This is a genomic window from Actinoplanes octamycinicus, assembly GCF_014205225.1.
Taxonomy (GTDB): domain Bacteria; phylum Actinomycetota; class Actinomycetes; order Mycobacteriales; family Micromonosporaceae; genus Actinoplanes; species Actinoplanes octamycinicus.
In genome coordinates, this window is record NZ_JACHNB010000001.1 from 6,235,481 (window position 1) to 6,257,905 (window position 22,425).

Genomic DNA, 22,425 nt, shown 5'->3' on the forward strand with positions numbered 1-22,425 from the left:
GCCGGTCAGTTGTCGTCGGCGGTCAGCGGGAAACGGCCGGCGAACGGGTCGGGCAGCGCCGGCCACCGGTCCGACCCGGCCGCGAGCTCGGCGTCGGTGAGCAGGCAGGAGTCCAGCAGCTCGGTGATCGCGGCGTGGTCCAGGCGCAGACCGATCAGGGCGAGCACGGTGCGCCGGTCGCCGTAGTACGGGTCCCAGGTCAGGTCGGCGGCCAGGCGCCGCTGGTCGCTGGTCGCGGTCCAGCGGTCGACGGGCAGGGCGGCCAGCCAGTAGCCGAGGCTGCCCATGCTGATGCCGCCGCCGGCGGACTCGAAGCCGACGACCGTGTCGGGCTGGCTGGCGATCCACAGGTGGCCGCGGCCGCGCAGCGCGTCGCCGGTCAGGGTCTCCAGGCAGTCGTGCAGTCGTTGCGGGTGGAACGGTCGCCGGGTCTCGAACAGGATCGAGCCCACCCCGTCCGGGTTCGGATCGTGCAGGGCGATCGGCCAGCCTTCCAGGGCGCGCCCGAGCATGCCGGGTCGCTGCGGGTCGTGCCGCCCGGTCCGGCGGACCAGGGTGGCCAGGCCGGTGCAGTCCAGACTGGTGGTGGTGCCGGTCGGCACCTGCACGGCCCACGGCACGAGCCGGTGCACGAGGGTGCCGAGCCGGCTCAACTCCAGCGGGTCGGTGCCCGGCCGGCTCCAGAGGATCACCGTGTCGCAGAACTCGACCTGGTGCGCGACCACCTCGGCGACCGTCCGGTGATCGTCGTCGGCGGCGTGCAGCTCGCGGTCGCGCAGGTCGTCGGTGCTCGCCAGGTCGTCGAGGAAGCGGTCGGCGTCGACCACCGTGACGTAGGAGTCGAAGCGGACCGCGGCGGTGACCGGCTCACCGTCGACCAGGCTGTGCGCGCAGGCGGTGGCGACCGCTTCGGGCTCGATCGCCGGTGGCAGGACCAGCAGCAGGTCACGGTCCGGCCGGGTGCGGGCGAGCCGGACCAGGGTGGGCAGCACGTCCTCGCGCAGGGTGCAGGCCACGCAGCCGTGCACCAGCTCGACGGTGCTCTGCTCGATCAGCTCGGTGGCCGAGCGCACCGTGCGGTGCACGACGCCGTCGCGGATCCGGGTGACGTCATGGCTGATCGCCACGAGTCGCTCGTCGGCGATCAGGACGGCGCGGGCGGCCGCCTGCACGGCGTCGGGGGAGAACCCGGACAGCACCGTGACGGCCGGGCGATGATCGGCGGCTACCGGTGCGGCGGAGGTGCTCGGATCAATGCTCACACCCCCATCTTGTTGGAAATGGTTTTCATTGTAAAGTCGGCGCATGCCCTTCATCTGTGACGTGACCGGCGCCCAGCCGACCTTCGGCAACGCCGTGTCCTTCTCGCACCGCCGCACCCGGCGCCGCTGGAACCCGAATGTCCAGCGCCGGCGCTTCCGCCTGACGGACGGTTCGACGGTGCGCCTGACCGTCAGCACCACGGGTCTGAAGATCATCGACAGGGACGGCATCGACGCGGTGATGGCCCGCGTCCGCGCCCGGAAGGCGACCCGCTGATGGCCAAGAGCACCGACCTCCGGCCCGTCATCAAGCTGCGCAGCACCGCCGGGACCGGCTACGCCTACGTCACCCGCAAGAACCGCCGCACCAGCCCCGATCGGCTCGTGCTGCGCAAATACGATCCGATCGAGCGCCGGCACGTCGACTTCCGGGAGGACCGCTGATCTACCGCCGCGGCCGCACCGTCCCGGTCGCGGTCTCCTGCGGCGCGCTGTGCGGCACCTGGTGGTCTACCGGGCGGCGACCGTCTGCAAGGTGTCGACCCGGGCCTCCACCAGGTCGCCGCAGGAGGGGCAGTTGCCCGAGGCGAACAGGCGTTTCACCCCGCGACCGAGGTCCTTCGGGTAGACGTCCATGACGGCCACCCGGTCGGTGCGGCACGGCAGGCAGGTCAGATAGCCGGAGATCGTTCGTTGGCTCATGCCGCCGATCAGAACCCGATCGATCGCGCGTCCTACGGACATCCTGTCCGACCGGAGCGGCTCCTATCGATCTCTCACAACCATCCGGCGCGGCGGAGCAGCCAGTAGAGGACGGTGACGCCGAGCAGGATCGACAGCATGGCGCCGGCGTAGCCGTGCCGCCAGGCCAGTTCCGGCATGATCGCGAAGTTCATGCCGTAGACGCCGCCGACCACGGTGGGGACCGCGGCGATCGCGGCCCACGAGGCGATCTTGCGCATGTCGTTGTTCTGGTCGACGGTCACCTGGGTTAGGCGGGCCTGCAGCAGCGCGTTGACCACCTCGTCGAAGCCGATCACCTGCTCCATGACGGCGGTGTGCTGGTCGGCGACGTCCTGGAAATAGCTGCGGATGCCTCGGGGCGGGCCGGTGAGCCGCTTGTCGAGCAGGGCGAGCATCGCCCGGTGCAGCGGGACCACGGCCGCCTTGAACCGCATCAGCTGGCGCTTGAGCTGGTAGAGCTGCTCCACCGAGACCGGGGTGCCGGCCGCGAAGACGGCCGCCTCGGTCAGGTCGAGGTCGGCCTGCATGGCGGCCGCGATGTCGGCGTAGGCGTCGACGAGGTGATCCAGGAGGGCGTGCACGACCGACCACGGGCCCCGGGCCAGCAGTTCCGGCTCCGTACTGAGGCGGGCGCGCAGCGCGCCGAACTCCATCACGCTGCCCTGGCCGACCGTGACGACGAAGTGCGGGCCGACGAAGACCCGGACGAAACCGGCCGTGATCCGTTCGCGGTCGTCGTACCGGGCGGCGCGGACGACGAGGAACGCGACCTCCTCGTACCGCTCGAATTTGATCCGTTGCTCGCGGTGCAGCACGTCCTCGACCGCCAGCGGGTGCAGGCCGAAGATGCCGGCGACGCGGGTGAGCGCGGCCTCGGTCGGCTCGTGCATGCCGAGCCAGACGAACCCGCCGTCGTGCTCCCGGGCCCGCTCGTGCAACTGCCGCAGGTCCGCGGCCGAGCCCGGACTCTGCACGGTGACACCGTCGACCACCAGGTCACATCCGACGATCCCGGTGTGGTCGGCCCGTCGCTGACCGGGCGGAGGCGCTTGCCGGGCACGCCGGACGTCCAAGATTGCCACCTCCCGGTCGCAGCCTACTGCGACCCGGAGCGGGGTGCGGTCCGGCGGTGATCCGCTGTTTGTCCTGGTGAACGGCGGGTACGCCGTGATCATGGCGGAAACGAGCGATGGCGTGCTGGCGCGCCGCACACTGGTGGTCCTCGGGGTCACCCTGGCTGTATTGGCGACGCTGTTCCTCGCTCAGGAGACGCGGCGCGTGCTCACCTGGATCGTGATCGCCGCGTTCTTCGCCGTGGCGCTGCATCCGGCGGTCAACTGGATGACCCGCAAAGTCACCTTCTGCAAGCGCTGGCTGGCGACGCTGCTGGTGTTCACCACCGCCGTCGTCCTGCTGGCCGGCCTGGTCACCCTGTTCGTGGTGCCGCTGGCCCGGCAGGGCAGCCAGGTGATCACCGACTTTCCCAAGATCGTCGAGGACGCCCGCAACGGGCGCGGTCCGGCCGGGCCGCTGCTGGAACGATTCCACGTGGTGGAGTACGCGCAGCACAACGCGGGCAAGTTCCGGGAGTACGCCACCGGGCTCGGTGCCCCGACGCTGATGTTCGTGCGCTCGATCGCCACCGGCATCGCCGGGCTTGTGACGATCTTCGTACTGTCCTATCTGATGGTGCTGGAAGCCCCGAAGATCGTGGACGGGTTCCTCGCCCTGTTCGAGCCGCGACGGGCCGAGCACATCCGCCGGGTGGGTCACGACTGCGCCAAGACGATCACCGGGTACATCACTGGCAACCTGCTGATCAGTGTCATCTGCGGCGCCCTCACCTTCGGCGTGCTCGCTGTCATGGGTGTGCCGTACGCCGGTCTGATCGCGCTGTTCGTCGGCCTGGCCGACCTCATCCCGCTGGTCGGCGCCACGCTGGGCGCGGTGATCGCCACCGTCGCGGCGTTCGTCGAGTCGACCACCGCGGGGATCGTCGTGCTGGTGTTCTTCGTGCTCTACCAGCAGCTGGAGAACCATCTCCTGCAGCCGATGATCTTCGCGCGGACGGTGAAGCTGAACCCGCTGACGGTGCTCATCGCGATCCTGCTGGCGGTGGAACTGGCCGGCATCCTCGGCGCGCTGCTGGCCATTCCGGTGGCCGGCATCCTGCAGATCATCGCCCGCGACGTCTGGGACACCCGTCGCGGCCGTCCGAAGGCCACACCGACCGTCGGGGAGGAGCGGATCCCCGTGTCGGCCGCGCACGACGCCGACAGCGACGCGGCACATCGCTCGGCGGCCGCCGACGTGCGCGCGGCCTACGTCGCGGGTGCCGGCGCCGGGCAGCTGCCGACCGCCGAGTCGCCGATGCGTGCCGCGGACGCCGGACGCCGGTAGCCAGCGACCGCTGTCCGGCGGGCGCCGGGGATGCGCTCGAACGGGACTGCCATCCTGGCCGTCGACGGCGATCCGCTCACCGATCTGGTCGCTCTGACCGCGTCCGCGCGGTGTTCGCCAGGGGCCTCGAGGTGGCCTGAGGCAACAGCTGTGGTCTCGCGCGCGAGGTCCGCCCGCCCGCCAGCGGGCGGACCTCGCGCATCCTGGGGGAGGGAGAGGAAAGTCGGATCAGTTCACGCCGGCGTCCAGGACCACCTCGCCGCCGGTGGCGACGGTGAACCAGGCGGTGTGCCCGAGGTTGGTCCAGCCGCCGGTGTCGTTCCAGTGGTCGGCCAGGTCCGAATCCGGGGAGTCGATGAATTCGTACGGATTCCGCACCTGGAACTCGACGCGGTAGGCGCCGGCCCGCACGTACGCCCGGTAGGTCCCGTCGGCCTCGACCGTGGCGGCGTATCCGGGCTCGCCGGCAGTCTCCGGCAGCACGGTGACGGCTTCGATGCCGGTCGGCGGGCCGGATTCCCCGGCGTCCCGGACGCCGTTGTAGTTGGCGTCGAACCACACCGTGCCGCGCACCACGGCACCGGCGATCACGGCGACCGAGGTGCGGGCCGTGTTGTTGGCCAGTGTGGTCTCCGGAACGGTCGTGGAGACGGTCGCGGTCAGCGCCGAGCTGTCCCCGGGCGCCAGGCCGGTCAGGGTCGCGGCGAAGGTGACCGGCTCGCTGACCTGGCCGGGCAGCAGCGGCGCGTGTGAGCAGCGCCAGCCGGCCGAGCCGTCGGTCGCGCCGTCGCCGGACGTGCACTCCCAGCCGTCCGACCACGGCTCCGCACCGGTCATCCCGGCCGGGACCGCGGCGACCACGGTGAGGTCGCCGGACACCACGTTGCCGCTGTTGCGCACGGTTGTCGTCAGCCGGGCCTGCTCGCCGGGCAGCAACTCCTGCGCGGTGCCGGCGGGGTCGACCGCGAGGTCCGCGACGCCGGCGACGTAGCCGATCACCGCCCGGGCGCTGTTGTCGGCGGTCGACGACTCGGGGCCGCCGGAGACGGTCGCGGTGACGGTGCCCGTGTCACCCGCGGTGCCCGCCGGCAGCACGAGCGGCAGCCGCAACGTCGGGGCGACCGTCGCGGCGGCCAGCGGGGTGTGGCCGCAGGTCGCCGCGGGCAGGTCGCAGGTCCAGCCCGCCGGGACGGTCGCTCCGTCGGTGGCGAACTCGGCGCCGGCCGGGAGCGCGAACCGGACCACGGCGCTCTGGGCGGCCCGGGAGCCGTCGTTGCGCAGGTCGACGGTCAGCGTCGTCCCGCCACCGGGCGCCGGGACCGAGGCCGGGTCGGCGGTCATGGTGAGAACGAGGTTCGCCCGGGCCGGTGCCGCGCCGGCCGGTGCCGCGGGGAGCAGGATACCGAGGAGCGCCAGCGCGCCGGCCAGGCTCAGGTTTCGCAACATCACGCCTCTGAGGTCGTCGGACGGGGGATCGTCGAAGTCCCCGCGTCGAAGAGCGCCGGGGGTCCGTCCGGCGTTACACCCGGGGTCGCGTGATCACTTGCCGAGGCGGTCGGCGGCCCGTGTACCGTGTGCAGCCCTGTCGATCGGGGGAGCCGTACCTTGTTAGCAGACGACGATCTCGGCGGCGCGCTGACCGCCGCCCGCGAGGGCGACGAGACCGCGTTCGCCATCCTCTGGTGTGCCCTGCAACCAGCGGTTCTGCGCTATCTGCGGGTGGTGGTCGGCGACCCCGCCGAGGACGTCGCCTCGGAGACGTGGCTGCAGGTCGCCCGGGATCTGCGCGGCTTCCGCGGGGAGATCGGCGACTTCCGCGGCTGGCTGTTCCGGATCGCCCGGCACCGCGGCATCGACCACCTGCGCCGGACCGGGCGCCGCCGCGAGGACCCGGTCGAGGTCGTCGACCAGGGCGTGCTCGCCCCGGACGCCGCCGCCCAGACCGAGGAGGCGCTGAGCACCGGCTGGGCGCTGTCGCTGATCGCCACCCTCCCGCGAGACCAGGCCGAGTCCGTCATGCTGCGCGTCGTCGCCGGTCTCGACGTCGCCACCACCGCGAAAGTGCTCGGCAAGCGCACCGGCGCGGTCCGCATCGCCACCATGCGGGGCCTGCGCCGCCTCGCCGCCCATCCCGAGGTCACGGCCCGCAACGAGAAGAAGGCCACCGGCGTGGCCGAGGAGGTGTAACGGGATGCGACCGATCAGCGCTCTCCGTCGTGCAATGCGTGTTCGGCGAACCCATCCGATCGACCTCGACCAGACCGAGCGGTGGGCCACCGGCGAGCAGCCCGGCCCTGACCACCAGGGCCTGGCCGACCTGCTGGCCGCCGCCAAGGCCCCCGCCACCCCGGGGGAACTGGCCGGCCGGCAGGCCGCGATGGCCGCTTTCACCGCCGTACGCGACGGTGCCCAGGCATCAGGGGAGGGACACCGTGTCCGGACGTCACGGACCAGAAGGGCGCTGGTCGTGAACCTCGCGGCCGGGGTCGTGCTGGTCGCCGCGGGCGGGACCGCGGTGGCGGCCCGGAGCGGTGTGCTGCCCGACGCCGCCCAGGAACGCGCGCACGAGCTGTTCTCCGGGCTGGGTGTGCCGGCGCCGCAGACCAGTTCGAGCGCGCCGTCGCCCGTACCGTCAAGCAAGCCGTCCCGGACCACCAGCGTGCCGTCACCGGCGCCGGCCACCTCGCCCACCGCGGTCGTGCCCGCCGGATGGTGCCGGGCCTGGGCGGCCGCGCCGCGGGCCAGCAACGCGCCCTGGCGCCGGAAGCTGGTCGAGGCGGCCGGCTCGGAGGCGGCGATCCCGGCCTACTGCGCCGCCCTGGGCACCACCACGACGTCCCCTGCCGCGTCCCCGGCGACGCCCAGCACCAGCGCCCCGGGCAAGTCCGGGCACAGCCGCAAACCACAGGGCAAACCGAGCAGTCTGCCCACGCCGAGTCACCCCGGGAAGAAGTAGTTGATCACTGATCCGGTCTTCGTCGATCGCAGCGGCCGGCGCCGCCGCCTCGTCATGGCCGCCGGCGCCACCGGCGGCCTGGTCCTGCTCCTCGCCGTCGCCACGCTGCTGGCCGGGCTCACCGGCGCCGGACCGTCGGCGGTGCCCGGCTGGCCGGCTCCGGCCGCCACCCGGGCCAAGGCCCAGCCGTCACCGTCCCCGTCCCCGTCCCCGTCGCGCTCGCCGCGGGTGGTCACCAGCACCCGCAAGCAGACGACGCCCGGCTCGGTCCGGACCAGCACACCGCCGCCGGCGGCGACCACCGGCGCGGCGGTCACGCCGAGCCCGGCCACGGCCGCGACCAGCAGGCCGGCCAACCGCGGCCGCAAACCCAGCAGCCGTCCGTCCCGGAGCAAGTGACCCATGGGTAAACGAGCTCTGCGCCGCGAACCGCGCGCGCACTGGGCGCTGCTGCTGCTCGCGATGCTGGTCCTCTTCGCCGGGCTGTGCCTCAACGGCTACGTGACCGGCACCGGCGCCGAGGGCACGCACGTCCCGGTCGAGGGCGCGCCCGGCCCGGCCGCCGCGACCGAGGGCGCCGCCGTGCAGCGGCTGGAACCGGACGGCACCGTCACCAGCCGGGCGCTGCCCGCGAAGACGATCGCCCTGACCTTCGACGACGGCCCGGACCCGGCCTGGACGCCCGGCATCCTCGAGGTCCTCGCCCGGCACCGGGCGCACGCCACGTTCTTCCAGGTCGGCTCGCAGATCAACCGCTACCCGGAGATCACCCGGCAGGTCGTCGACGGCGGCCACGAAGTCGGGCTGCACACCTTCACGCACGTCGCCGCCGGGACCGTGCCGGCCTGGCAGCTGGAAGCCGAACTCAAACTCACCGCGAACGCGCTGGCCGCGGCCGGTGGCCCGCGGGCGACGCTGCTGCGGCTGCCCTACTCGGCGACCCCGCGGGCGCAGTCCGCCGCCGAATACGACGCCTGGCGCCGCAGCGCCCCCGGCTACCTGCAGGTCCTCACCGACCACGACACCGAGGACTGGCGGCGCCCGGGGGTGCCGGCCATCGTCGCCGCGATCAAGCCCGGCATCGTGATGCTGCACGACAGCGGCGGGGACCGGGCGCAGACGATCGCCGCGCTGGAGCAGGCGATCCCCAAGTTGCAGGCGAAGGGATACCGGTTCGTCACGGTCTCCGAGGCGCTGCGGCTGCCCCCGCCGGCGGCCGCCGACCCGGCTCAGCGGTGGCGCGGGCTGATCCTCCGGATCGCCCAGGACACCGCCGCGTGGCTGGCCCGGACGCTGACCGTCCTGATGACCGTGGCCGCCGCGATCGGCCTCCTGCGGCTGCTGATCCAGCTGGTCACCGCCCGGATCCACTGGCGCCGGGCGCGTGCCCGGCACGAGCGGCCGCTGGCGTACCTCGGCCTGGTCAGCGTGGTGGTGCCGGCCTACAACGAGGCGGCCAACATCGAGGCGACCGTGCGGTCGCTGATCGGCAACGACTACCCGGACATCGAGGTGATCGTCGTCGACGACGGATCCAGCGACGACACCGCCGGCATCGTCGAACGCCTCGGGCTGCCGCGGGTCACGGTGATCCGGCAGCCCAACGCCGGCAAGCCGGCCGCCCTCAACACCGGTATCCGGTACGCCGGCGGGGACATCCTGGTCCTGGTCGACGGGGACACGGTCTTCGCGCCGGACGCCCTCGGCCGGCTGGTCCAGCCGCTGACCGACCCGGAGATCGGCGCGGTGTCCGGCAACACGAAGGTCGCCAACCGGACCGGGCTGCTCGGCCGCTGGCAGCACCTGGAGTACGTGATCGGCTTCAACCTGGACCGCCGGATGTTCGAGATCGCCCGGTGCATGCCGACCGTGCCGGGCGCGATCGGCGCGTTCCGCCGCGCGGCGATCCAGGACGCGGGCGGCGTCTCGGCGCAGACGCTGGCCGAGGACACCGACTTCACCATGGCGGTCCTGCGGGCCGGCTGGCACGTCGTCTACGAGCCGGCCGCGGTCGCCTGGACCGAGGCCCCGGCCACCGTCCGGCAGCTGTGGCGGCAGCGCTACCGCTGGTGCTACGGCACGATGCAGGCGATGTGGAAGCACCGCGACACGGTGTTCCAGCGCGGCCCGGCCGGTCACCTCGGCCGCCGCGGCATCGGATACCTGCTGCTCTTCCAGGTGCTGCTGCCGCTGACCGCGCCGATGATCGACGTGTACGGGGTCTACGGTCTGCTCTTCCTGCATCCGGTCAAGGTGGCCGCGGTGTGGGCGGGCTTCACCGCGGCGCAGGTGGCGACCGCGGCGCTCGCGCTGCGGATGGACGGCGAACGGTACGGGCCGCTGTGGACGCTGCCGTTGCAGCAGGTCGTCTACCGCCAGCTGATGTACCTGGTGGTCATCCAGTCGACGATCATGGCGCTGGTCGGCGGCCGGTTGCGCTGGCACCGGATGGTCCGGATCGGCGCCGCGCAGCAGTACGCGGCAGCGGCTCCCCGGGAGGCCGATGCCGCCCGACCACGGTGATGCCGCTGACCGCGTACGCCTCGCCGGTCTTCTCGGTGTTGCCGGTCGACGCCGCCCGACGGCCACTGCTGAGAGGCGGGCGCTCCGGTCAGCGCGGGATCATGGGCGGAGGACGAACGATTGTTGAACGGTCGATGAATCGGTCCGTGAGCGTTCGAGCACTCCGCGCTCCGGCGTTACCGTCGTGCTATGCGGCTCGGTGTGCTGGACGTGGGATCGAACACCGTGCATCTGCTCGTGGTCGACGCGCACCGGGGCGGGCATCCCGATCCGATGTGCTCGGAGAAGACGCAGCTGCGGCTCGCCGAGCACCTGGAGGACGGGCGGCTGACCAGCGCGGGAGCCGACCGGCTGGTGCGGGCGGTGAAGCGGGCCAAGGTGGCGGCGACGATCGCCGGGTGTCAGGAGCTGCTGGCCTTCGCGACCTCGGCGCTGCGCGACGCGGAGAACTCGGCGGCCGTGCTGTCCCGGGTGCGCGCCGCGACCGGAGTCGACCTGCAGGTGCTCTCCGGTGAGGACGAGGCCCGGTACACGTTCCTCGCGGTCCGGCGCTGGCACGGCTGGTCGGCTGGGCGGCTGCTGGTGCTCGACATCGGTGGCGGATCGCTGGAGCTGGCCGTGGGCCGGGACGAGGACCCCGAGGTGGCGCTGTCGGTGCCGCTCGGCGCCGGGCGGCTCACCCGGCAGCGGTTGCCCGGTGACCCGCCCGCGCGCCGGGACGTCGAGGCGCTGGCCGAGGAGCTGGACGCGGCGCTCGCGCCGATCGCCCGGAGGCTGGGCGGGGCCGGGTCGTACGATCTCGCGGTCGGCACCTCGAAGACGTTCCGTTCGCTGGCCCGGCTCGCCGAGGGGCCGCGCGGCGGTCGCAGCCTCACCGACGGCGGCTTGCGGCAGCTGTTCGGGTTCATCAGCCGGATGGCGTCGCCCGACCTGGCCGTGCTGGACGGGGTCAGCCCCGGCCGCGCCCACCAGCTGGTGGCGGGTGCGCTGGTGGCCGGGGCGGCGATGCGGGCGCTGGGCGTCAGCGAGTTGCAGATCTGCCCGTGGGCGCTGCGCGAGGGCGTGATCCTGCACCGCCTGGACACGCTCGGCGTGCCGACCCCGTCGCGGCGCCCGTGGCCGCTGACCGACCGGCAGCCACTTCGCGTCGCCCCCGATGCGGCCGGTGAGGCGGTCCGCAGGCGGTCAGCTGGGTGATGCGGTATCACGACGACACGCTTGCCGGGCGGCGGGCGGTCACGACGTCTCCCGGCGACTGAACGCGACGTCCTGGTTGCCGATCACGGACAGCAGCGCCAGCTTCTCGTGGCTCTCGCTGCCCGGGACCGCGGTGTAGACCAGCAGCGAATGGCCCTGGTCCGGGTCGAGCAGCGCCTGACAGGTCAGCTCCAGCGCGCCGACCTCCGGATGCCGGAACCGTTTGAGGTGCTGGTGCCGCACGCCGATCTCGTGCTCGTTCCAGACCGTGCGGAACTCCTCGCAGCTGTCCATCAACAGCTTCTGCAGGTACGCCGCCCGGGAACCCGGCCCGCGGACCGTCGCCACGTGCCGCAGCCCGGACGCGAAGACGCGCGAGTGCAGCGGGTGGTCGTCCGGGTGGTAGCGGGCGCGGCACGCCGGGTCGGTGAACCAGCGGTAGCCGATGCTGCGCGCCGGCCCGGTGAACCGGGTGAGGTCGCCGTTGAGGGCGACGCCGAGAGCGTTCTGCCGCAGCGTCTCGCCGAGTTCGGTGACGATCTCGGCGGGGGTGTCGGCGAGCCGGTCGAAGATCCGCAACAGGCCGGGGCTGATGTGCTCGCCGGTGCCGCCGCGGACCGGCGGGTGGTGCCCGGCCAGCCGGAACAGGTGGTCGCGTTCGTCGAGCGACAGGTGCAGGCCCTGCGCGATCGACGCGATCATCTGCTCGGACGGGTGCGGGCCGCGGCCGCGTTCCAGGCGGCTGTAGTAGTCGGCGGAGATGTGGCAGAGCGTGGCCACCTCCTCGCGGCGCAGCCCGGATGTCCGGCGGCGCTGCCCGCGGGGCAGGCCGACGTCCTCCGGTTGCAGGGCTTCCCGCCGGCGCCGCAGGAACTCGGCCAGCCCGGCACGATCGATCAGCATGGGTCTCCTTCTACCGGTGCGATGCGGCCGCGAACGACACCTGCGCCATCTCCTCGGAGACCCGCCAGATCCGCTCGGCGTCGGCCTCGCTGCGCAGCGGCGAGTACAGCTTCTGCTCCGCGGGCGGCCCGCCGAGGTGCCCGGGACCGCTCGGCCCGTAGAAGGCGCCGTCCCCGGCGGTGGCCGCGTGCAGGGCCGGCAGCCCCGCCGACTCGGCCGTCCCGAGCAGGATGCCTCGCGCGGACAGCGCGCCGATGAGCCGCCGCGCCATCGTCTCCCGGGCCCGCCCCACCTCCGGGCGTGCGGCCAGCAGGCTGGTCGGCGCGACCCCGGGATGCGCCAGGTTGCTGGTGATGCCCCAGCCGTGCCGGCGACTGCGCCGATCCAGCTCAAGACCGAAAAGACCAAAAGCGATCTTCGATTGACGGTACGCCCGCATCCCGTCGTACGAGCGTTCCCAGTTCAGGTCGGCCCAGTTGGTCGCGCCGGAGTTCGCCGCGACGCTGATCTGGCTGGTCACCCGGGCGCCACCGGCCCGCAGCAGCGGCAGCAGGTGGGCCACCAGCGCGACATGGCCCAGGTGGTTGGTGCCGAACTGCAGCTCGAACCCGTCGGCGGTGCTCTGCCGGCTCGGCGGCGTCATCACGCCCGCGTTGTTGATCAGCAGGTGGATCGGCCGCCCCTCGGCCCGCAGCGCCGCGCCGAGCGCCGAGACCGAGGCCAGTGACGACAGGTCGAGGTCCCGCAGCGAGACGTCCGCCCGCGGGTGCCGCTGCCGGATCGTGGCGATCGCCGCCTCGCCCTTGGCCGGGTTGCGGACCGGGATGATCACCTCGGCGCCGGCGGCCGCCAGGCGGGTGACGATCCCCAGGCCGATGCCGTCGCTGCCGCCGGTCACCACGGCGCGCTTGCCGGACAGGCCGGGCAGGGTGATCTCGAGCTGTGTGCGCGGCATGAGCTGCTCCTGAGTGTCGTTCCGCCGGATGCGACACCAGAATGCGGCCGGGCGCGGGGGATAACCACGGCCTGACGATCCCAGGCTGTGGCCGCCGCCGGCGGTCAGAGGTCCGCGGCGGTCTCCGCCATCCGGGTGAGGATGCCCGGCCAGCCGGCGCCCATGCCGTCCAGCGCCGTGCGGCCCATCGGCGAGCCGGGGTCGAAGCCGGCGTGGGTGAGGAACAGGCGGGTGCCGTCGCCCTCCGGCTCCAGCCGCCAGGTGATCGTGGTGTCCAGGGTCTCCTCGGCGAACGTGTAGCGCAGCAGCCGCTCGGGATCGACCTCCAGGATCTCGCACGGCTGCTCGCCCCAGGCGCCCATGTCGAGCGTGAACCGGTGCCCGACCACCGGCTTGATGTCGCCTTTCGCCCACCAGCGGGCCAGCAGCTCCGGCTCGGTGAGGGCGCGCCACACGGCGGCCGGCGGCTTGGCGATGAACTGGTCGCACTCGATGCTGGTCACAGGTCTTCTTCTCCCTCGACGAGGTCGCGTAGGGCCCGGAGGTGCTCGCGCCAGTACTCCTCGAAGGGCCGCAGCCAGTCGTGGACGCCGGTGAGCCCGTCCGGGGCCAGGTGGTAGTAGCGGTGCCGGCCGCGGGCGTCCTCGGTGACGAGGCCGGCGTGGCGCAGCACCGCCAGGTGCTCGGAGACGGCGGACCGGCTCAACGCGAAGTGACCGGCCAGGTCACCGGCCGCCCGAGGGCCGTCGCGCAGGGCATCGAGCAGCTGGCGGCGCACCGGGTTGGCCAGTGCGCCGAACACGTCCATCTCCGGCACGCCGCCCATGATGCGTCGGAAATCTCCGACGTGTCAACCGCGGCGTAAGCCCGGGACCGCCGAGAACGCGCCGCTCGTCGAACGTCCCGTCCGGGCCGGCGACGCCCTGCCCCTCGTCGGGCGAGGCGGTCAGCAGGCGGCCAGCTGGGTGAACTCGACCCGGGTGGCGAGTTCCTCGATGGCGTCGCGGTGGCCGGTGCCCAGGCCGTGCCGGGTGACGTTGAGCGCGCCGGCGGCGGCGCCGATCCGGACCGCCTCGTGCAGGTCGCCGCCGAGGGCGAGGACGGTCGCCACGCCGGCGGTCATCGAGTCGCCCGCGCCGCGGTGGTCGACGGTCTGCAGCTGGGGCAGCTGGACCGTGAACGCCTCGTCGCCGAGCAGGGCGATGCTGGGTCGTTCGGCCCGGCTGATCATCACGTTCTCGGCGCCGTCCGCGCGCAGCTGCCGGGCCGCGCCGAGCAGAGCGTCCTCGTCGTCGCTCTCGGCCCGGCCGGAGTCGATCAGCTCCTCGTGGCTGACCTTGAGGAAGGCGACGCCGCCCTGCAGCACGGCGGTCAGGTGCTCTCCGCTGAGGTCGGCCACCACGCGGACGTCGTGGGTGTTGAGGTCGGTGGCCAGCCGCCGGTAGACCTCGGGGCGCACGACCTTGGGCCCCGCGGCGCCGCTGAGCACGGCTAGCCGGGACCGCAGACCCTCGGCGAGCGCGGTGGTGTACAGCTCGTCGAGGTCGTGGCGGCCCATCGGGAAACCGGGATGCGACGCGATCTCGTCGCGCGCTCCGTCGCGCCGGTCGTGCAGGTACCACCCGCTGCCGGTGTCCCGCGTGACCGCGCGTACCCGAAGATTCTCCTGCTCCAGCAGGCAGGCGAGAATCCGCCCGATCTCCCCGCCCACCGCGACGCACAGGGTGACGGATGCGCCGAGCGCCGCGCACATCCGGGCCTGCCAGATTCCCTGCCCGCCCGGATGCACATGCAACTCGGTCACTTCGCCCGGTTCCTCGACGGTGACGGTGAGCTGCGGCACCGGTGCGAAGACCAGGATCGTGCCGTCATCAGCCATGCGCGCGGCATACCCGCGTCCGATCCGATCAACCTGAAGCCCGGATGAACGGTGTCGCAACAGAGGGTCAGCGGAGGTGCCGGATCCGGTGGCGGGGCACTCCGGCCGCGATCAGGCTGTCGGTTCGCCTCGCTGCTGACCACCTGGGTCACCTTCGTGCCGTGCTTCCTGTTCATCCTGCTCGGCGCCCCCTACGTCGAACGGCTCCGCGGCAACCAAGCCCTCTCGGCCGCACTGACCGGCATCACCGCCGCGGTCGTCGGCGTCATCGCCAACCTGGGCCTCTACTTCGCCGTGCACACGTTCTTCGCCGCCCGCGGCACGCTCGACGCCGGCCCGCAGCAGCGTGAAGAGGGCACACCGGGACCAGGCCGGCCAGCCGGAGATGATCACCAGGTGGTGGGGGACTGCCGAGTGCCGGGACCGGCTCGCTACCGTTGAGGGGTGACCGTGCAGCCGTACCCGTGCTCCCGGGCCGGCCGTCGCCGGCCGGCCGGGCTGGTGGCCGTGGTCATGCTGCTCGCCGTGCTCGCGGCGTCCGCGCTGTTCTCCGCGCCCAGCGCGCACCACGCCGCCGGGTCGCACAGCCACAGCCACACCGAGGTCACGTCCACCGGCACCGTGTGCGCGGATCAGCCGGCCGCCGGCACGCACAGCTCCACGCATGAGCACCGGCACGGCAACGACTGGACGCCGAACCTGGGCCAGCGGGCCCGCTCCATCGGGCAGGCCGCCCTGGTCACCACGTTCGCTGTCGACGTGGCGGCGTGCCGCGGCGTCACGGCGCTGCCGGCCGGCCCGGTTGCCGCCGATCCCGACCTGAGTCTGCTGGGTGTCCTGCGGGTGTAGGAGCTGACGCTCCACCACACCCTCCTCAGGAATCTCATCGCGCCCGACCGACGGCGCATGTTTGCGTACCCGCAGAACAGGAAGACGGTTCGCCGTGCACCCGCAACCTCCCCGCCGCACCTTCCACGCCTACGGAACTCCGATCAACCGGCTCGTCTACGACCGCTGGGGCCGCTGCGGCCGCCCCGTCGTGCTGCTGCACGGGCTCGGTTACGACCGCACCATGTGGTGGCCGGTCGCCGCCGAACTCGGCGACAGCTGCGCCGCTGTCGCCGTCGACCTGCCCGGTCACGGCGAGTCCGCGCCGCGCGACGACTACGCGGTGGACCGGCTCGCCCACGACCTGGCCATGCTCGTCAGCCGCCTGGAGCTGCACCGGGCTCCGGTGCTGGTCGCCCACGCCGAAGCCGCGTTGCTGGCCGACACGTTCGCGCAGCGCTACGCGACGCAGGCGGTGATCAGCGTGGACGTCGCCCCGGGCGGGGGAGAGGAGCCGGACCTGAGCGGGGTGCCGCCGTTGTACCGGCAGTTCGCGGTGCGTCGCGTCGACCGGCAGCTGCTGCGGGCGTACCGAAGCTGGCATCAGCAACCCACGACGGACCTGTCGGCGATGGCGGTGTCGCCGGCCCGGGTCCGGGTCGGCGCCGCGCCCGAGGCACATCTCGGCAGCGGGAGTTTTCCCCACCTGCGGGATCCCGCGGGCTTCGCGGCGTTGCTGCGCACCCTGCGCTGAACGCCGCGGGGCCGCTATTGCGCCAGGCCCGCGGACGGGATCACCAGACCGCAAGCCTCGTGCTCCTGGAGGTCCTGGCCGGGCGGTGGGCCGGCGGGGCCGGGCGCGTCGGCGGTCAGCTTCGCCCAGACCTGCGGGATGATCTCGCGGTTCGCCCGGTCGCACAGCTCCCGGCTGGTCCAGACCTCGGTGATCCGGAAGCCGGTGCCGGTGGGCCAGGCGACGTGCACGAGCAGGCCGTCGACCTGGCCGCCGGTGTGCTGGAGGAGCGCGGCGTGGAAGGCGTCGTAGACGGCGACGGGCGCGTCGACGTCGATGCTCACGGTGTAGGTCATGGCGGTTCTCCGTTTCTTCCGGTCCGGTGCTGGGTTACGCCGGCGCCTCCGCGGGCTGTGCGCGGATCACGGTGGTGACCAGCGTGGTGATCTGTTCGGTCGGGTCGAAGGCGGGGTCCGGCATCGCCAGGTCGTGCAGGACCACGCCGGTGTAGTGGTTCATGATGATCGGCGCGTCGCGCTCCGGATCGGTGGAGCCGGCGACCCGCAGCCAGGTCAGGAACCAGGCGTTGACCTGGGAGCCGGTGGCCAGCAACTGGGCGCGCAGCGCGGGGCGGATGCCGGCCTCGACGAGGATGGCGTACCGCGCGAGGGTCAGCGTGCGGAGCCGGCCGGTCGCCGCCTTGGCCGCGGTGACGAGCACCTGGGCGAGATCGTGGGGGGTCGTCGGATACATCCGTATCGCGATCTCCTCCCAGGCCTGCCGCTCACGGATGGCGAACCGCTCCACCACCGCGTCGAGCAGCGCGTCGCGGGTGCGGAAGTGGTTGGAGGCCGAGCCGGTCGGCAATCCGGCTTGGCTGTCGACGGCGCGATGGGTCAGCGCGTGGATGCCGCCCTCGCCGAGCAGGGTGATCGCCGCATCCAGCAGTTGCTCACGCCGAGTCGTCACCAGCGCAGCCTACTACGAAAGTAGTCACCGGAACTACCATCGTAGTGCCGATTCGCATGCGCGCTATGGTGGGCGCCGTGATCAGCGCGGCGGCAACGATCGGGCGGGGTGCCCGGGCGCTGCTGTTGCTGTGCACGGTGTTCGGCCTGGCGCTGATGCACACCCTGGGACATTCCGGCGTACGCGTCGAGCACTCCGGTACCGCGGCGATGGCCACCATGTCGTCGGCCGCGATATCTCCTGTGGCTGCCGAGGCGACCGGCGCGTGCCCTGACGATCACTGCGACGGCCATGGGCACGTCGGTGTCTGGAGCGTGTGCCTGGCCGTTCTCGGCGGGCTCGCGGTCGTCATCCTGCTGGCGATGGCTCTGCTGGCCGTCACCCGCCCGGGCACGCCGGCACGGGGTTTCCAGGGATCGCGACGGCGAACGACCAGAGCGCCCCCGGCCGTCCGTACCGGATTGACCCTCGCGTCGACAGCGGTGCTGCGCATATAGGAGGCATCCCTCGGTCCCTCACGGACCGCCAGGGCTCTTCCGCGTGAACCCGTTTTCCTGTCGAAAGGTCAATCTCCGATGTTGCGTAGCACCATGCTGTCTTCCCCCGCCTGGCGCCGTGGCCTGCTGGCCGGCGCCGCGCTGAGCGCCGCGCTCGCCGTCTCCGCCTGCGGCGGCAGCGACTCCTCGTCGGACTCCGGCATGAACCACGGCGGCATGACGCCGGCCGCGACCGCCTCCGCGGCGGCGCCGGCGACGTTCAACGACGCCGACGTGATGTTCGCGAGCATGATGATCCCGCACCACCAGCAGGCCGTGGAGATGGCGGCGCTGGCCGACGGCCGCGCCGCCGGCACCGAGGTCAAGGACCTCGCTGGCAAGATCAAGGCCGCTCAGCAGCCGGAGATCGACACGATGAGCCGGTGGCTGACCGCCTGGGGCCACCCGATGCCGGCCACGACCGCCTCCGGTATGCCCGGCATGTCGGGCATGGAGCACGGCTCGATGCCCGGCATCATGTCGCAGGCTGACATGGACAAGCTGACCGCGGCCAAGGGCGCCGCGTTCGACAAGCAGTTCCTCACCATGATGATCAGCCACCACGAGGGCGCCATCACGATGGCCCAGCAGGAGGTGGCGCAGGGCTCCGACCCGGACGCCAAGGCTCTCGCCCAGAACATCATCACTGCTCAGCAGGCCGAGATCACCACGATGAAGGGCCTGCTCGGCAAGCTCTGATCCACCCGCCCACGCCGCAGGGTGCGCCCGTAGCCACGGGCGCACCCTGGGGCGTCACCTGAAAGGTTCGCCGAACGTCATGACCCCTCCCTCAGCGCCTCCCGCCCGTTGGCGCCGTGGCCTGCTTGCCGGCGCTGCCGTCTGCGCCGTTCTCGTATCGTCCGGCTGTGGCGACACGACCACCGCCGATCCGGGCCCGACGAGCACCGCTAGCCCGGCCGGGGCGGGAACGTCAGCGAACACGGCCGTCAACGACGCCGACATCGCCTTCGCCCGGCAGATGATCCCGCACCACCAGTCGGCCGTCGCCATGGCAGAGCTGGCCACCGGGCACGTCGGCGACCCCCGGGTGGCCGATCTCGCCGGCCGGATCCAGGCGGCGCAGCAGCCCGAGATCGACACGCTGAACCACTGGCTCGCCAGGTGGGGCAAGCCCATGCCGAGCGCGAGCGGCGAGGCGATGGAAGGCATGGAACACGGCGAGATGGCCGGCATCGACGAACTCGACGTGACGGCGCTGATGAACGCCAAGGGCACGCCGTGGGACAAGGAGTTCCTGGCGGTGATGGTCAAACACCATGAGGCCGCCGTCATGATGGCTCAGCAGGAACTCGCCCAGGGCGCCAACTCGGATGCCACGACTCTCGCGCAGAAGATCATCACTGATCAGCAGGCGCAGATCACCGAGATGAGGCAGCTCCGCGCCCAGTTGTAGGTCTGTCGAGCCGCCAGCCTGGCTGGTGGCGCTTCGGGAGTCAGCGGGTGGTGCGGCTGGTCCGCCTCCGGATCCGGCGGTAACCGTGCAGCACCAGATCGGTGAGCGCGACCGCGGCGAAGGCCCAGCCGGCGACCCGCAGCCACCAGTTCGGGTTACCCGCGGCGAAGCCGAGACCGACGACGACGTACGCGAGATCCACCCACCACGCGAACAGCCCTCGGCCGCCGGGATCGGGGGTCAGCTGCCGGAACGGATCCCTGCCGATCGCGCTGGTGAAGGCGGCGCCCAGCTGCGTTCGACTGAAAACACCACGCTCTACGGCGTCGGCGACGGTCGGCAGCACACCGGCCACACTGGCCAGTTCGGCCTCGGTGAGCGTCGCCACCAAGGGGCGTGGCGGCCCGGTGTGCAGGACCAGCTCGACCATCCCGCCGGTGCGCCGGGAGACACCCCAGACATCGGCTGGTCTTTCGTCCTGGCGATGGCGATCGACGTGGTCCGACACGATCGAAGACTAGCGGCACGCGGCAACGGGCACCGACCGGTCGGCGTGGCTCGCCTGACGGGTGTGCGGGACAGCGGTGCTGGCGCCGAGCGCACAGACTGAACAGTGCCCATTGTCGGCGATGCATGGGGGCGCGCTGTGCGAAGACTACTGACAGGTCTGGTCGTGCTGGTGTCGGTCGTAACCGCCGGCTGCACGGGGTCGCCGGCCGAACCGGCTGCCAGCTCGGCGGCGTCCAGCGTGACGGCGGTGCCGGTGACTTCCGGTGTGGCGGCCACGCCCGCGGCGTCCGCGTCGGTCACCGCGTCCCCGAAGGCGGAGCGCACCCTCGCCTATCCGGGCATGACCTATCGGGGACGGCTGCCGATCTGCCCCCTGCTGGACCAGGATGCCTTGGTGCCCGCCGTGTACAGCGCGCGCGGAGAGGTGCAGACGGACGACGGCTTCGGGAGTGCCGACGGGTCCGGCATGGAGTGCAAGCTCTCGTTCGGCGGCGAGGCGTACGGAGGCATCCGGATGTTGATCTGGGTGCACCCGGGCGTGCGGGGCGCGAAGCGCGACTACGACATGCGTCGTGCCGAGATGACGGATCTGCCGTGGTCCGGGACGCGCGGCGCGGTCACAGGTCTGGGCACGAGGGCGTACGGGGAGTACCAGCCGGTGTCGCCGTCCAGCCCGGGAGTGCGCATCCAGCCGGGGCGCCGGTGGTACCTGCTGCTGCAGCACGACAACCTGGTCATGCACGTCTTCATCGACGTGCTGCGGCCGATGGGCACCAAGTTCCCGGAGAGCGACCGGGCGTTCCAGAAGAAGCTCCGGCAGGCGCTCACCGCGACCTTGGCCAACCTGCGGGCACGCTAGGCGCTGCTCGGTCAGAGACCGGGCTTGGCCTGGTCAGCGGGCTGTTCGGCGTCGGGCTCGGGGTGTGCCGGGGCGGTCCAGCTGGCCAGCAGCCGCAGCAGCTCGTGGGTCGAGCTGCCGACCGGAGCGGTGTACGTCACCAGCACCTGGTCGGCCTCGCCGGGCAGCGCCAGCGTCTCGTACCCGAACTCCATCTCACCGACCAGGGGATGGCGGATCACCTTGGTCCCGGAGGTCTTCTCCCGCACCCGCTGAGCCGCCCACAGCCGGGCGAAATCGGGGCTGGCGATCGACAGCTCGCCGATCATCGCGGCGAGCAGCGGATCACCCGGGTGCCGGCCGGCGTCGAGGTGCAGGAACGCGACCGTGTCGGCGGCCACCGCCTCCCACTGCGGGTAGAGGGTGCGCGCGGCCGGGTCGAGGAAAGTTTGCCGGGCGATGTTGCGCCGCTCCAGCGGCCAGGTGCTGAAGCCGTTGACGGCGTCACCCAGCGCGTTGAAGGCGAGCACGTCCATCCGCCGGCCGAGGACGAACGCCGGCACGGTCTCCATCAGGTCCAGCAGCAGCTGGACCCCGGGACGCACGCCGCGCAGCGCGCATGCGGCGGGGCGGGGGCGGGCCAGGTTGAACAGGTGCTGCCGCTCGACGCGGTCGAGGCCGAGGACCCGGGCGATGGAGTCCAGCACGGCATCCGAGACGTTGCGGCTGCGGCCCTGTTCCAGGCGGATGTAGTAGTCCGGGCTCACCCCGGCCAGCTGCGCCAGCTCCTCCCGGCGCAGCCCCGGAACCCGGCGCCGGCCGAACACCGGCAGGCCCACCTGCTCCGGCCGGATGGCGGCCCGCCGCGCGCGCAGGAACGCTCCGATCTCTGACTCCCGGACGCTCATGACGATCATTCTGCCTCGCGCCGCCGGCCGTAACGTAGGTCTGTCAGACCCAGGTAACGACGCGCCCCTGCCCACCGGGCGCGAACCCGCTGACGCTTGTCGGCATGAACAGCTACGACCTGCAGAACCGCACCGCCGTCATCACCGGAGCCGCCAGCGGCATCGGCGCCGCCACCGCCGAACTGGTCGCCGCCGCCGGCGCCCGGGTGGCGCTGCTGGCCCGCCGTCGCGACCGTCTCGACGAGCTGGCCGCCAAGATCCGAGCCGCGGGTGGCACCGCGCTGGCAGTGCCGGCCGACATCACCGACGCCGCCGCGGTGAACGCGGCGGCCGAACAGGTCACCGCGGCGTTCGGGCCCGCCGACCTGATCGTCAACGCCGCCGGGGTGATGCTGCCGAACCCGATCGCCGACGGCCGCGACGACGAGTGGGCCCGCATGATCGACACCAATCTGACCGGCACGCTGCGCGTCATCCGCGCCTTCCTGCCGGGCCTGCGGGCCGCCGCGTCCGCCGGCCGGACCGCCGATCTGGTGAACGTCTCCTCCATCGCCGCGCATGCGATGTTCCCGACCTTCGCCGTCTACGCGGCGACGAAGGCCGGCGTCACGCAGCTCTCCGCGGCGCTGCGCACCGAACTGGGCTCGGAGATGGTCCGGGTGACGAACATCGAACCCGGCCTCACCGACACCGAACTGAGCGGGCACATCGACAACACCGAGATCGCCGGTCGGGTGGGGGAGATGTACCAGGTGCTGCCGGCGCTGCGCTCCGAGGACGTCGCCGACCTCGTGGCGTACACCGTCTCCCGGCCCCGCCACGTCAACCTGCGCCAGGTGATCGTCCTGCCCACGCCGCAGGCCTGAGTCC

Annotated in this window: 28 protein-coding genes and 1 pseudogene; 16 read left to right on the top strand and 13 right to left on the bottom strand. The window is 72.5% G+C overall.

The genetic code is table 11. The annotated features are described in order from the left end of the window. Window positions 1–5: 5 nt before the first annotated feature. Window positions 6–1,262: a CobW family GTP-binding protein gene (locus BJY16_RS27535; protein ID WP_239178046.1), complete on the bottom strand. Its 1,257-nt coding sequence runs from the start codon at window positions 1,260–1,262 to the stop codon at window positions 6–8. A 43-nt stretch (window positions 1,263–1,305) separates the two neighbouring features. Here BJY16_RS27535 and rpmB point away from each other — a divergent pair, with 43 nt between their 5' ends. Together rpmB and rpmG are read left to right on the top strand one after the other, a co-directional pair. After that, a complete protein-coding gene (gene rpmB, locus BJY16_RS27540) occupies window positions 1,306–1,539 on the top strand; it encodes a 50S ribosomal protein L28 (protein WP_185042466.1) in 234 nt (77 codons plus the stop codon). Next, window positions 1,539–1,706 carry a 50S ribosomal protein L33 gene (gene rpmG, locus BJY16_RS27545; protein ID WP_185042467.1) on the top strand — a complete coding sequence of 56 codons (168 nt, stop codon included), beginning with the start codon at window positions 1,539–1,541 and terminating at the stop codon, window positions 1,704–1,706. Before rpmB ends, rpmG begins: the two co-directional genes overlap by 1 nt. A 66-nt stretch (window positions 1,707–1,772) precedes the next feature. Here the strand turns inward: rpmG and BJY16_RS27550 are convergent, their stop codons facing one another. Beyond that, window positions 1,773–1,964: a hypothetical protein gene (locus BJY16_RS27550; protein ID WP_185042468.1), complete on the bottom strand. Its 192-nt coding sequence runs from the start codon at window positions 1,962–1,964 to the stop codon at window positions 1,773–1,775. 74 nt (window positions 1,965–2,038) lie between these two features. Then, window positions 2,039–3,079 (bottom strand): magnesium and cobalt transport protein CorA, encoded by a 1,041-nt coding sequence (locus BJY16_RS27555; protein ID WP_185042469.1) that lies wholly within the window; start codon window positions 3,077–3,079, stop codon window positions 2,039–2,041. A 100-nt stretch (window positions 3,080–3,179) separates the two neighbouring features. Between BJY16_RS27555 and BJY16_RS27560 the strand changes: the two genes are divergently transcribed. Beyond that, a complete protein-coding gene (locus BJY16_RS27560; RefSeq protein WP_185042470.1) occupies window positions 3,180–4,406 on the top strand; it encodes an AI-2E family transporter in 1,227 nt (408 codons plus the stop codon). 228 nt (window positions 4,407–4,634) lie between these two features. Here BJY16_RS27560 and BJY16_RS27565 read toward each other — a convergent pair whose 3' ends face one another. Continuing rightward, on the bottom strand, window positions 4,635–5,852 hold the full coding sequence (locus BJY16_RS27565; RefSeq protein WP_185042471.1) for an SdrD B-like domain-containing protein: 1,218 nt from the start codon (window positions 5,850–5,852) through the stop codon (window positions 4,635–4,637). Between the two features lie 159 nt (window positions 5,853–6,011). Here BJY16_RS27565 and BJY16_RS27570 point away from each other — a divergent pair, with 159 nt between their 5' ends. The 5 genes and pseudogenes from BJY16_RS27570 to BJY16_RS27590 all read left to right on the top strand — a co-directional run. After that, window positions 6,012–6,593, top strand: coding sequence for an RNA polymerase sigma factor (locus BJY16_RS27570; protein WP_185042472.1), 582 nt, complete (start codon window positions 6,012–6,014; stop codon window positions 6,591–6,593). A gap of 34 nt (window positions 6,594–6,627) precedes the next feature. After that, the gene (locus tag BJY16_RS27575; RefSeq protein ID WP_185042473.1) at window positions 6,628–7,362 is read left to right on the top strand and encodes a hypothetical protein; all 735 of its coding nucleotides are present in this window, start codon (window positions 6,628–6,630) and stop codon (window positions 7,360–7,362) included. Beyond that, window positions 7,363–7,761, top strand: a complete 399-nt coding sequence (locus tag BJY16_RS27580) for a hypothetical protein (protein WP_185042474.1) — start codon at window positions 7,363–7,365, stop codon at window positions 7,759–7,761. Between the two features lie 3 nt (window positions 7,762–7,764). Then, window positions 7,765–9,885, top strand: coding sequence for a bifunctional polysaccharide deacetylase/glycosyltransferase family 2 protein (locus BJY16_RS27585; RefSeq protein WP_185042475.1), 2,121 nt, complete (start codon window positions 7,765–7,767; stop codon window positions 9,883–9,885). 189 nt (window positions 9,886–10,074) lie between these two features. Further along, window positions 10,075–10,974 (top strand): annotated as a pseudogene (locus BJY16_RS27590) (Ppx/GppA family phosphatase); the annotation flags it as partial. A gap of 147 nt (window positions 10,975–11,121) precedes the next feature. On the opposite strand, the gene BJY16_RS27595 reads toward BJY16_RS27590, so the two are convergent. The 5 genes from BJY16_RS27595 to BJY16_RS27615 form a co-directional block, all read right to left on the bottom strand. Then, window positions 11,122–11,985 carry a helix-turn-helix transcriptional regulator gene (locus BJY16_RS27595; RefSeq protein WP_185042477.1) on the bottom strand — a complete coding sequence of 288 codons (864 nt, stop codon included), beginning with the start codon at window positions 11,983–11,985 and terminating at the stop codon, window positions 11,122–11,124. A 10-nt stretch (window positions 11,986–11,995) separates the two neighbouring features. Then, window positions 11,996–12,940, bottom strand: a complete 945-nt coding sequence (locus BJY16_RS27600) for an SDR family oxidoreductase (RefSeq protein ID WP_185042478.1) — start codon at window positions 12,938–12,940, stop codon at window positions 11,996–11,998. Between the two features lie 104 nt (window positions 12,941–13,044). Then, entirely contained in the window at window positions 13,045–13,443 is a 399-nt protein-coding gene (locus BJY16_RS27605) for an SRPBCC family protein (RefSeq protein ID WP_185042479.1), read from the bottom strand. Then, window positions 13,440–13,748 carry an ArsR/SmtB family transcription factor gene (locus BJY16_RS27610; RefSeq protein ID WP_239178048.1) on the bottom strand — a complete coding sequence of 103 codons (309 nt, stop codon included), beginning with the start codon at window positions 13,746–13,748 and terminating at the stop codon, window positions 13,440–13,442. Before BJY16_RS27610 ends, BJY16_RS27605 begins: the two co-directional genes overlap by 4 nt. Window positions 13,749–13,886: 138 nt before the next feature. Then, the gene (locus BJY16_RS27615) at window positions 13,887–14,819 is read right to left on the bottom strand and encodes a 1-phosphofructokinase family hexose kinase (RefSeq protein ID WP_185042481.1); all 933 of its coding nucleotides are present in this window, start codon (window positions 14,817–14,819) and stop codon (window positions 13,887–13,889) included. Window positions 14,820–14,870: 51 nt separating this feature from the next. On the opposite strand from BJY16_RS27615, the gene BJY16_RS27620 reads away from it, so the two are divergent. The 3 genes from BJY16_RS27620 to BJY16_RS27630 all read left to right on the top strand — a co-directional run bounded on the left by BJY16_RS27620 (window position 14,871) and on the right by BJY16_RS27630 (window position 16,401). Next, window positions 14,871–15,260, top strand: a complete 390-nt coding sequence (locus BJY16_RS27620; RefSeq protein ID WP_275408126.1) for a chromate transporter — start codon at window positions 14,871–14,873, stop codon at window positions 15,258–15,260. A 3-nt stretch (window positions 15,261–15,263) separates the two neighbouring features. After that, window positions 15,264–15,668 (top strand): hypothetical protein, encoded by a 405-nt coding sequence (locus BJY16_RS27625; RefSeq protein WP_185042482.1) that lies wholly within the window; start codon window positions 15,264–15,266, stop codon window positions 15,666–15,668. A 94-nt stretch (window positions 15,669–15,762) separates the two neighbouring features. After that, window positions 15,763–16,401 (top strand): alpha/beta fold hydrolase, encoded by a 639-nt coding sequence (locus BJY16_RS27630; protein WP_185042483.1) that lies wholly within the window; start codon window positions 15,763–15,765, stop codon window positions 16,399–16,401. Window positions 16,402–16,415: 14 nt separating this feature from the next. On the opposite strand, the gene BJY16_RS27635 is transcribed toward BJY16_RS27630, so the two are convergent. Further along, a complete protein-coding gene (locus BJY16_RS27635; protein ID WP_185042484.1) occupies window positions 16,416–16,736 on the bottom strand; it encodes a hypothetical protein in 321 nt (106 codons plus the stop codon). Window positions 16,737–16,770: 34 nt separating this feature from the next. Beyond that, the gene (locus tag BJY16_RS27640) at window positions 16,771–17,349 is read right to left on the bottom strand and encodes a TetR/AcrR family transcriptional regulator (RefSeq protein WP_185042485.1); all 579 of its coding nucleotides are present in this window, start codon (window positions 17,347–17,349) and stop codon (window positions 16,771–16,773) included. A gap of 77 nt (window positions 17,350–17,426) precedes the next feature. On the opposite strand from BJY16_RS27640, the gene BJY16_RS27645 reads away from it, so the two are divergent. From BJY16_RS27645 to BJY16_RS27655, 3 genes are all read left to right on the top strand, one after another. Then, a complete protein-coding gene (locus tag BJY16_RS27645) occupies window positions 17,427–17,846 on the top strand; it encodes a DUF6153 family protein (RefSeq protein ID WP_185042486.1) in 420 nt (139 codons plus the stop codon). 78 nt (window positions 17,847–17,924) lie between these two features. Further along, window positions 17,925–18,584, top strand: a complete 660-nt coding sequence (locus BJY16_RS27650) for a DUF305 domain-containing protein (protein WP_185042487.1) — start codon at window positions 17,925–17,927, stop codon at window positions 18,582–18,584. Window positions 18,585–18,663: 79 nt separating this feature from the next. Continuing rightward, window positions 18,664–19,299 carry a DUF305 domain-containing protein gene (locus BJY16_RS27655; RefSeq protein WP_185042488.1) on the top strand — a complete coding sequence of 212 codons (636 nt, stop codon included), beginning with the start codon at window positions 18,664–18,666 and terminating at the stop codon, window positions 19,297–19,299. A 40-nt stretch (window positions 19,300–19,339) separates the two neighbouring features. Here BJY16_RS27655 and BJY16_RS27660 read toward each other — a convergent pair whose 3' ends face one another. Further along, window positions 19,340–19,807, bottom strand: coding sequence for a hypothetical protein (locus tag BJY16_RS27660; RefSeq protein WP_185042489.1), 468 nt, complete (start codon window positions 19,805–19,807; stop codon window positions 19,340–19,342). A gap of 255 nt (window positions 19,808–20,062) precedes the next feature. Between BJY16_RS27660 and BJY16_RS27665 the strand changes: the two genes are divergently transcribed. Further along, window positions 20,063–20,668, top strand: coding sequence for a hypothetical protein (locus BJY16_RS27665; RefSeq protein WP_185042490.1), 606 nt, complete (start codon window positions 20,063–20,065; stop codon window positions 20,666–20,668). An 11-nt stretch (window positions 20,669–20,679) separates the two neighbouring features. On the opposite strand, the gene BJY16_RS27670 is transcribed toward BJY16_RS27665, so the two are convergent. Beyond that, the gene (locus BJY16_RS27670; RefSeq protein ID WP_185042491.1) at window positions 20,680–21,555 is read right to left on the bottom strand and encodes a helix-turn-helix transcriptional regulator; all 876 of its coding nucleotides are present in this window, start codon (window positions 21,553–21,555) and stop codon (window positions 20,680–20,682) included. 104 nt (window positions 21,556–21,659) lie between these two features. On the opposite strand from BJY16_RS27670, the gene BJY16_RS27675 reads away from it, so the two are divergent. Beyond that, window positions 21,660–22,421 carry an SDR family oxidoreductase gene (locus BJY16_RS27675; protein WP_185042492.1) on the top strand — a complete coding sequence of 254 codons (762 nt, stop codon included), beginning with the start codon at window positions 21,660–21,662 and terminating at the stop codon, window positions 22,419–22,421. The last annotated feature ends 4 nt before the right edge of the window (window positions 22,422–22,425 follow it).

What these genes read in the sequence shown, in the direction of transcription:
- rpmB (WP_185042466.1), top strand. Translation starts at nt 1,306, where the DNA reads ATGCCCTTCATCTGTGACGTGACCGGCGCCCAGCCGACCTTCGGCAAC.
- rpmG (WP_185042467.1), top strand. Translation starts at nt 1,539, where the DNA reads ATGGCCAAGAGCACCGACCTCCGGCCCGTCATCAAGCTGCGCAGCACC.
- BJY16_RS27550 (WP_185042468.1), bottom strand. Translation starts at nt 1,964, where the DNA reads ATGAGCCAACGAACGATCTCCGGCTATCTGACCTGCCTGCCGTGCCGC.
- BJY16_RS27560 (WP_185042470.1), top strand. Translation starts at nt 3,180, where the DNA reads ATGGCGGAAACGAGCGATGGCGTGCTGGCGCGCCGCACACTGGTGGTC.
- BJY16_RS27565 (WP_185042471.1), bottom strand. Translation starts at nt 5,852, where the DNA reads ATGTTGCGAAACCTGAGCCTGGCCGGCGCGCTGGCGCTCCTCGGTATC.
- BJY16_RS27575 (WP_185042473.1), top strand. Translation starts at nt 6,628, where the DNA reads ATGCGTGTTCGGCGAACCCATCCGATCGACCTCGACCAGACCGAGCGG.
- BJY16_RS27585 (WP_185042475.1), top strand. Translation starts at nt 7,765, where the DNA reads ATGGGTAAACGAGCTCTGCGCCGCGAACCGCGCGCGCACTGGGCGCTG.
- BJY16_RS27595 (WP_185042477.1), bottom strand. Translation starts at nt 11,985, where the DNA reads ATGCTGATCGATCGTGCCGGGCTGGCCGAGTTCCTGCGGCGCCGGCGG.
- BJY16_RS27600 (WP_185042478.1), bottom strand. Translation starts at nt 12,940, where the DNA reads ATGCCGCGCACACAGCTCGAGATCACCCTGCCCGGCCTGTCCGGCAAG.
- BJY16_RS27610 (WP_239178048.1), bottom strand. Translation starts at nt 13,748, where the DNA reads ATGGACGTGTTCGGCGCACTGGCCAACCCGGTGCGCCGCCAGCTGCTC.
- BJY16_RS27615 (WP_185042481.1), bottom strand. Translation starts at nt 14,819, where the DNA reads ATGGCTGATGACGGCACGATCCTGGTCTTCGCACCGGTGCCGCAGCTC.
- BJY16_RS27635 (WP_185042484.1), bottom strand. Translation starts at nt 16,736, where the DNA reads ATGACCTACACCGTGAGCATCGACGTCGACGCGCCCGTCGCCGTCTAC.
- BJY16_RS27650 (WP_185042487.1), top strand. Translation starts at nt 17,925, where the DNA reads ATGTTGCGTAGCACCATGCTGTCTTCCCCCGCCTGGCGCCGTGGCCTG.
- BJY16_RS27655 (WP_185042488.1), top strand. Translation starts at nt 18,664, where the DNA reads ATGACCCCTCCCTCAGCGCCTCCCGCCCGTTGGCGCCGTGGCCTGCTT.
- BJY16_RS27670 (WP_185042491.1), bottom strand. Translation starts at nt 21,555, where the DNA reads ATGAGCGTCCGGGAGTCAGAGATCGGAGCGTTCCTGCGCGCGCGGCGG.
- BJY16_RS27675 (WP_185042492.1), top strand. Translation starts at nt 21,660, where the DNA reads ATGAACAGCTACGACCTGCAGAACCGCACCGCCGTCATCACCGGAGCC.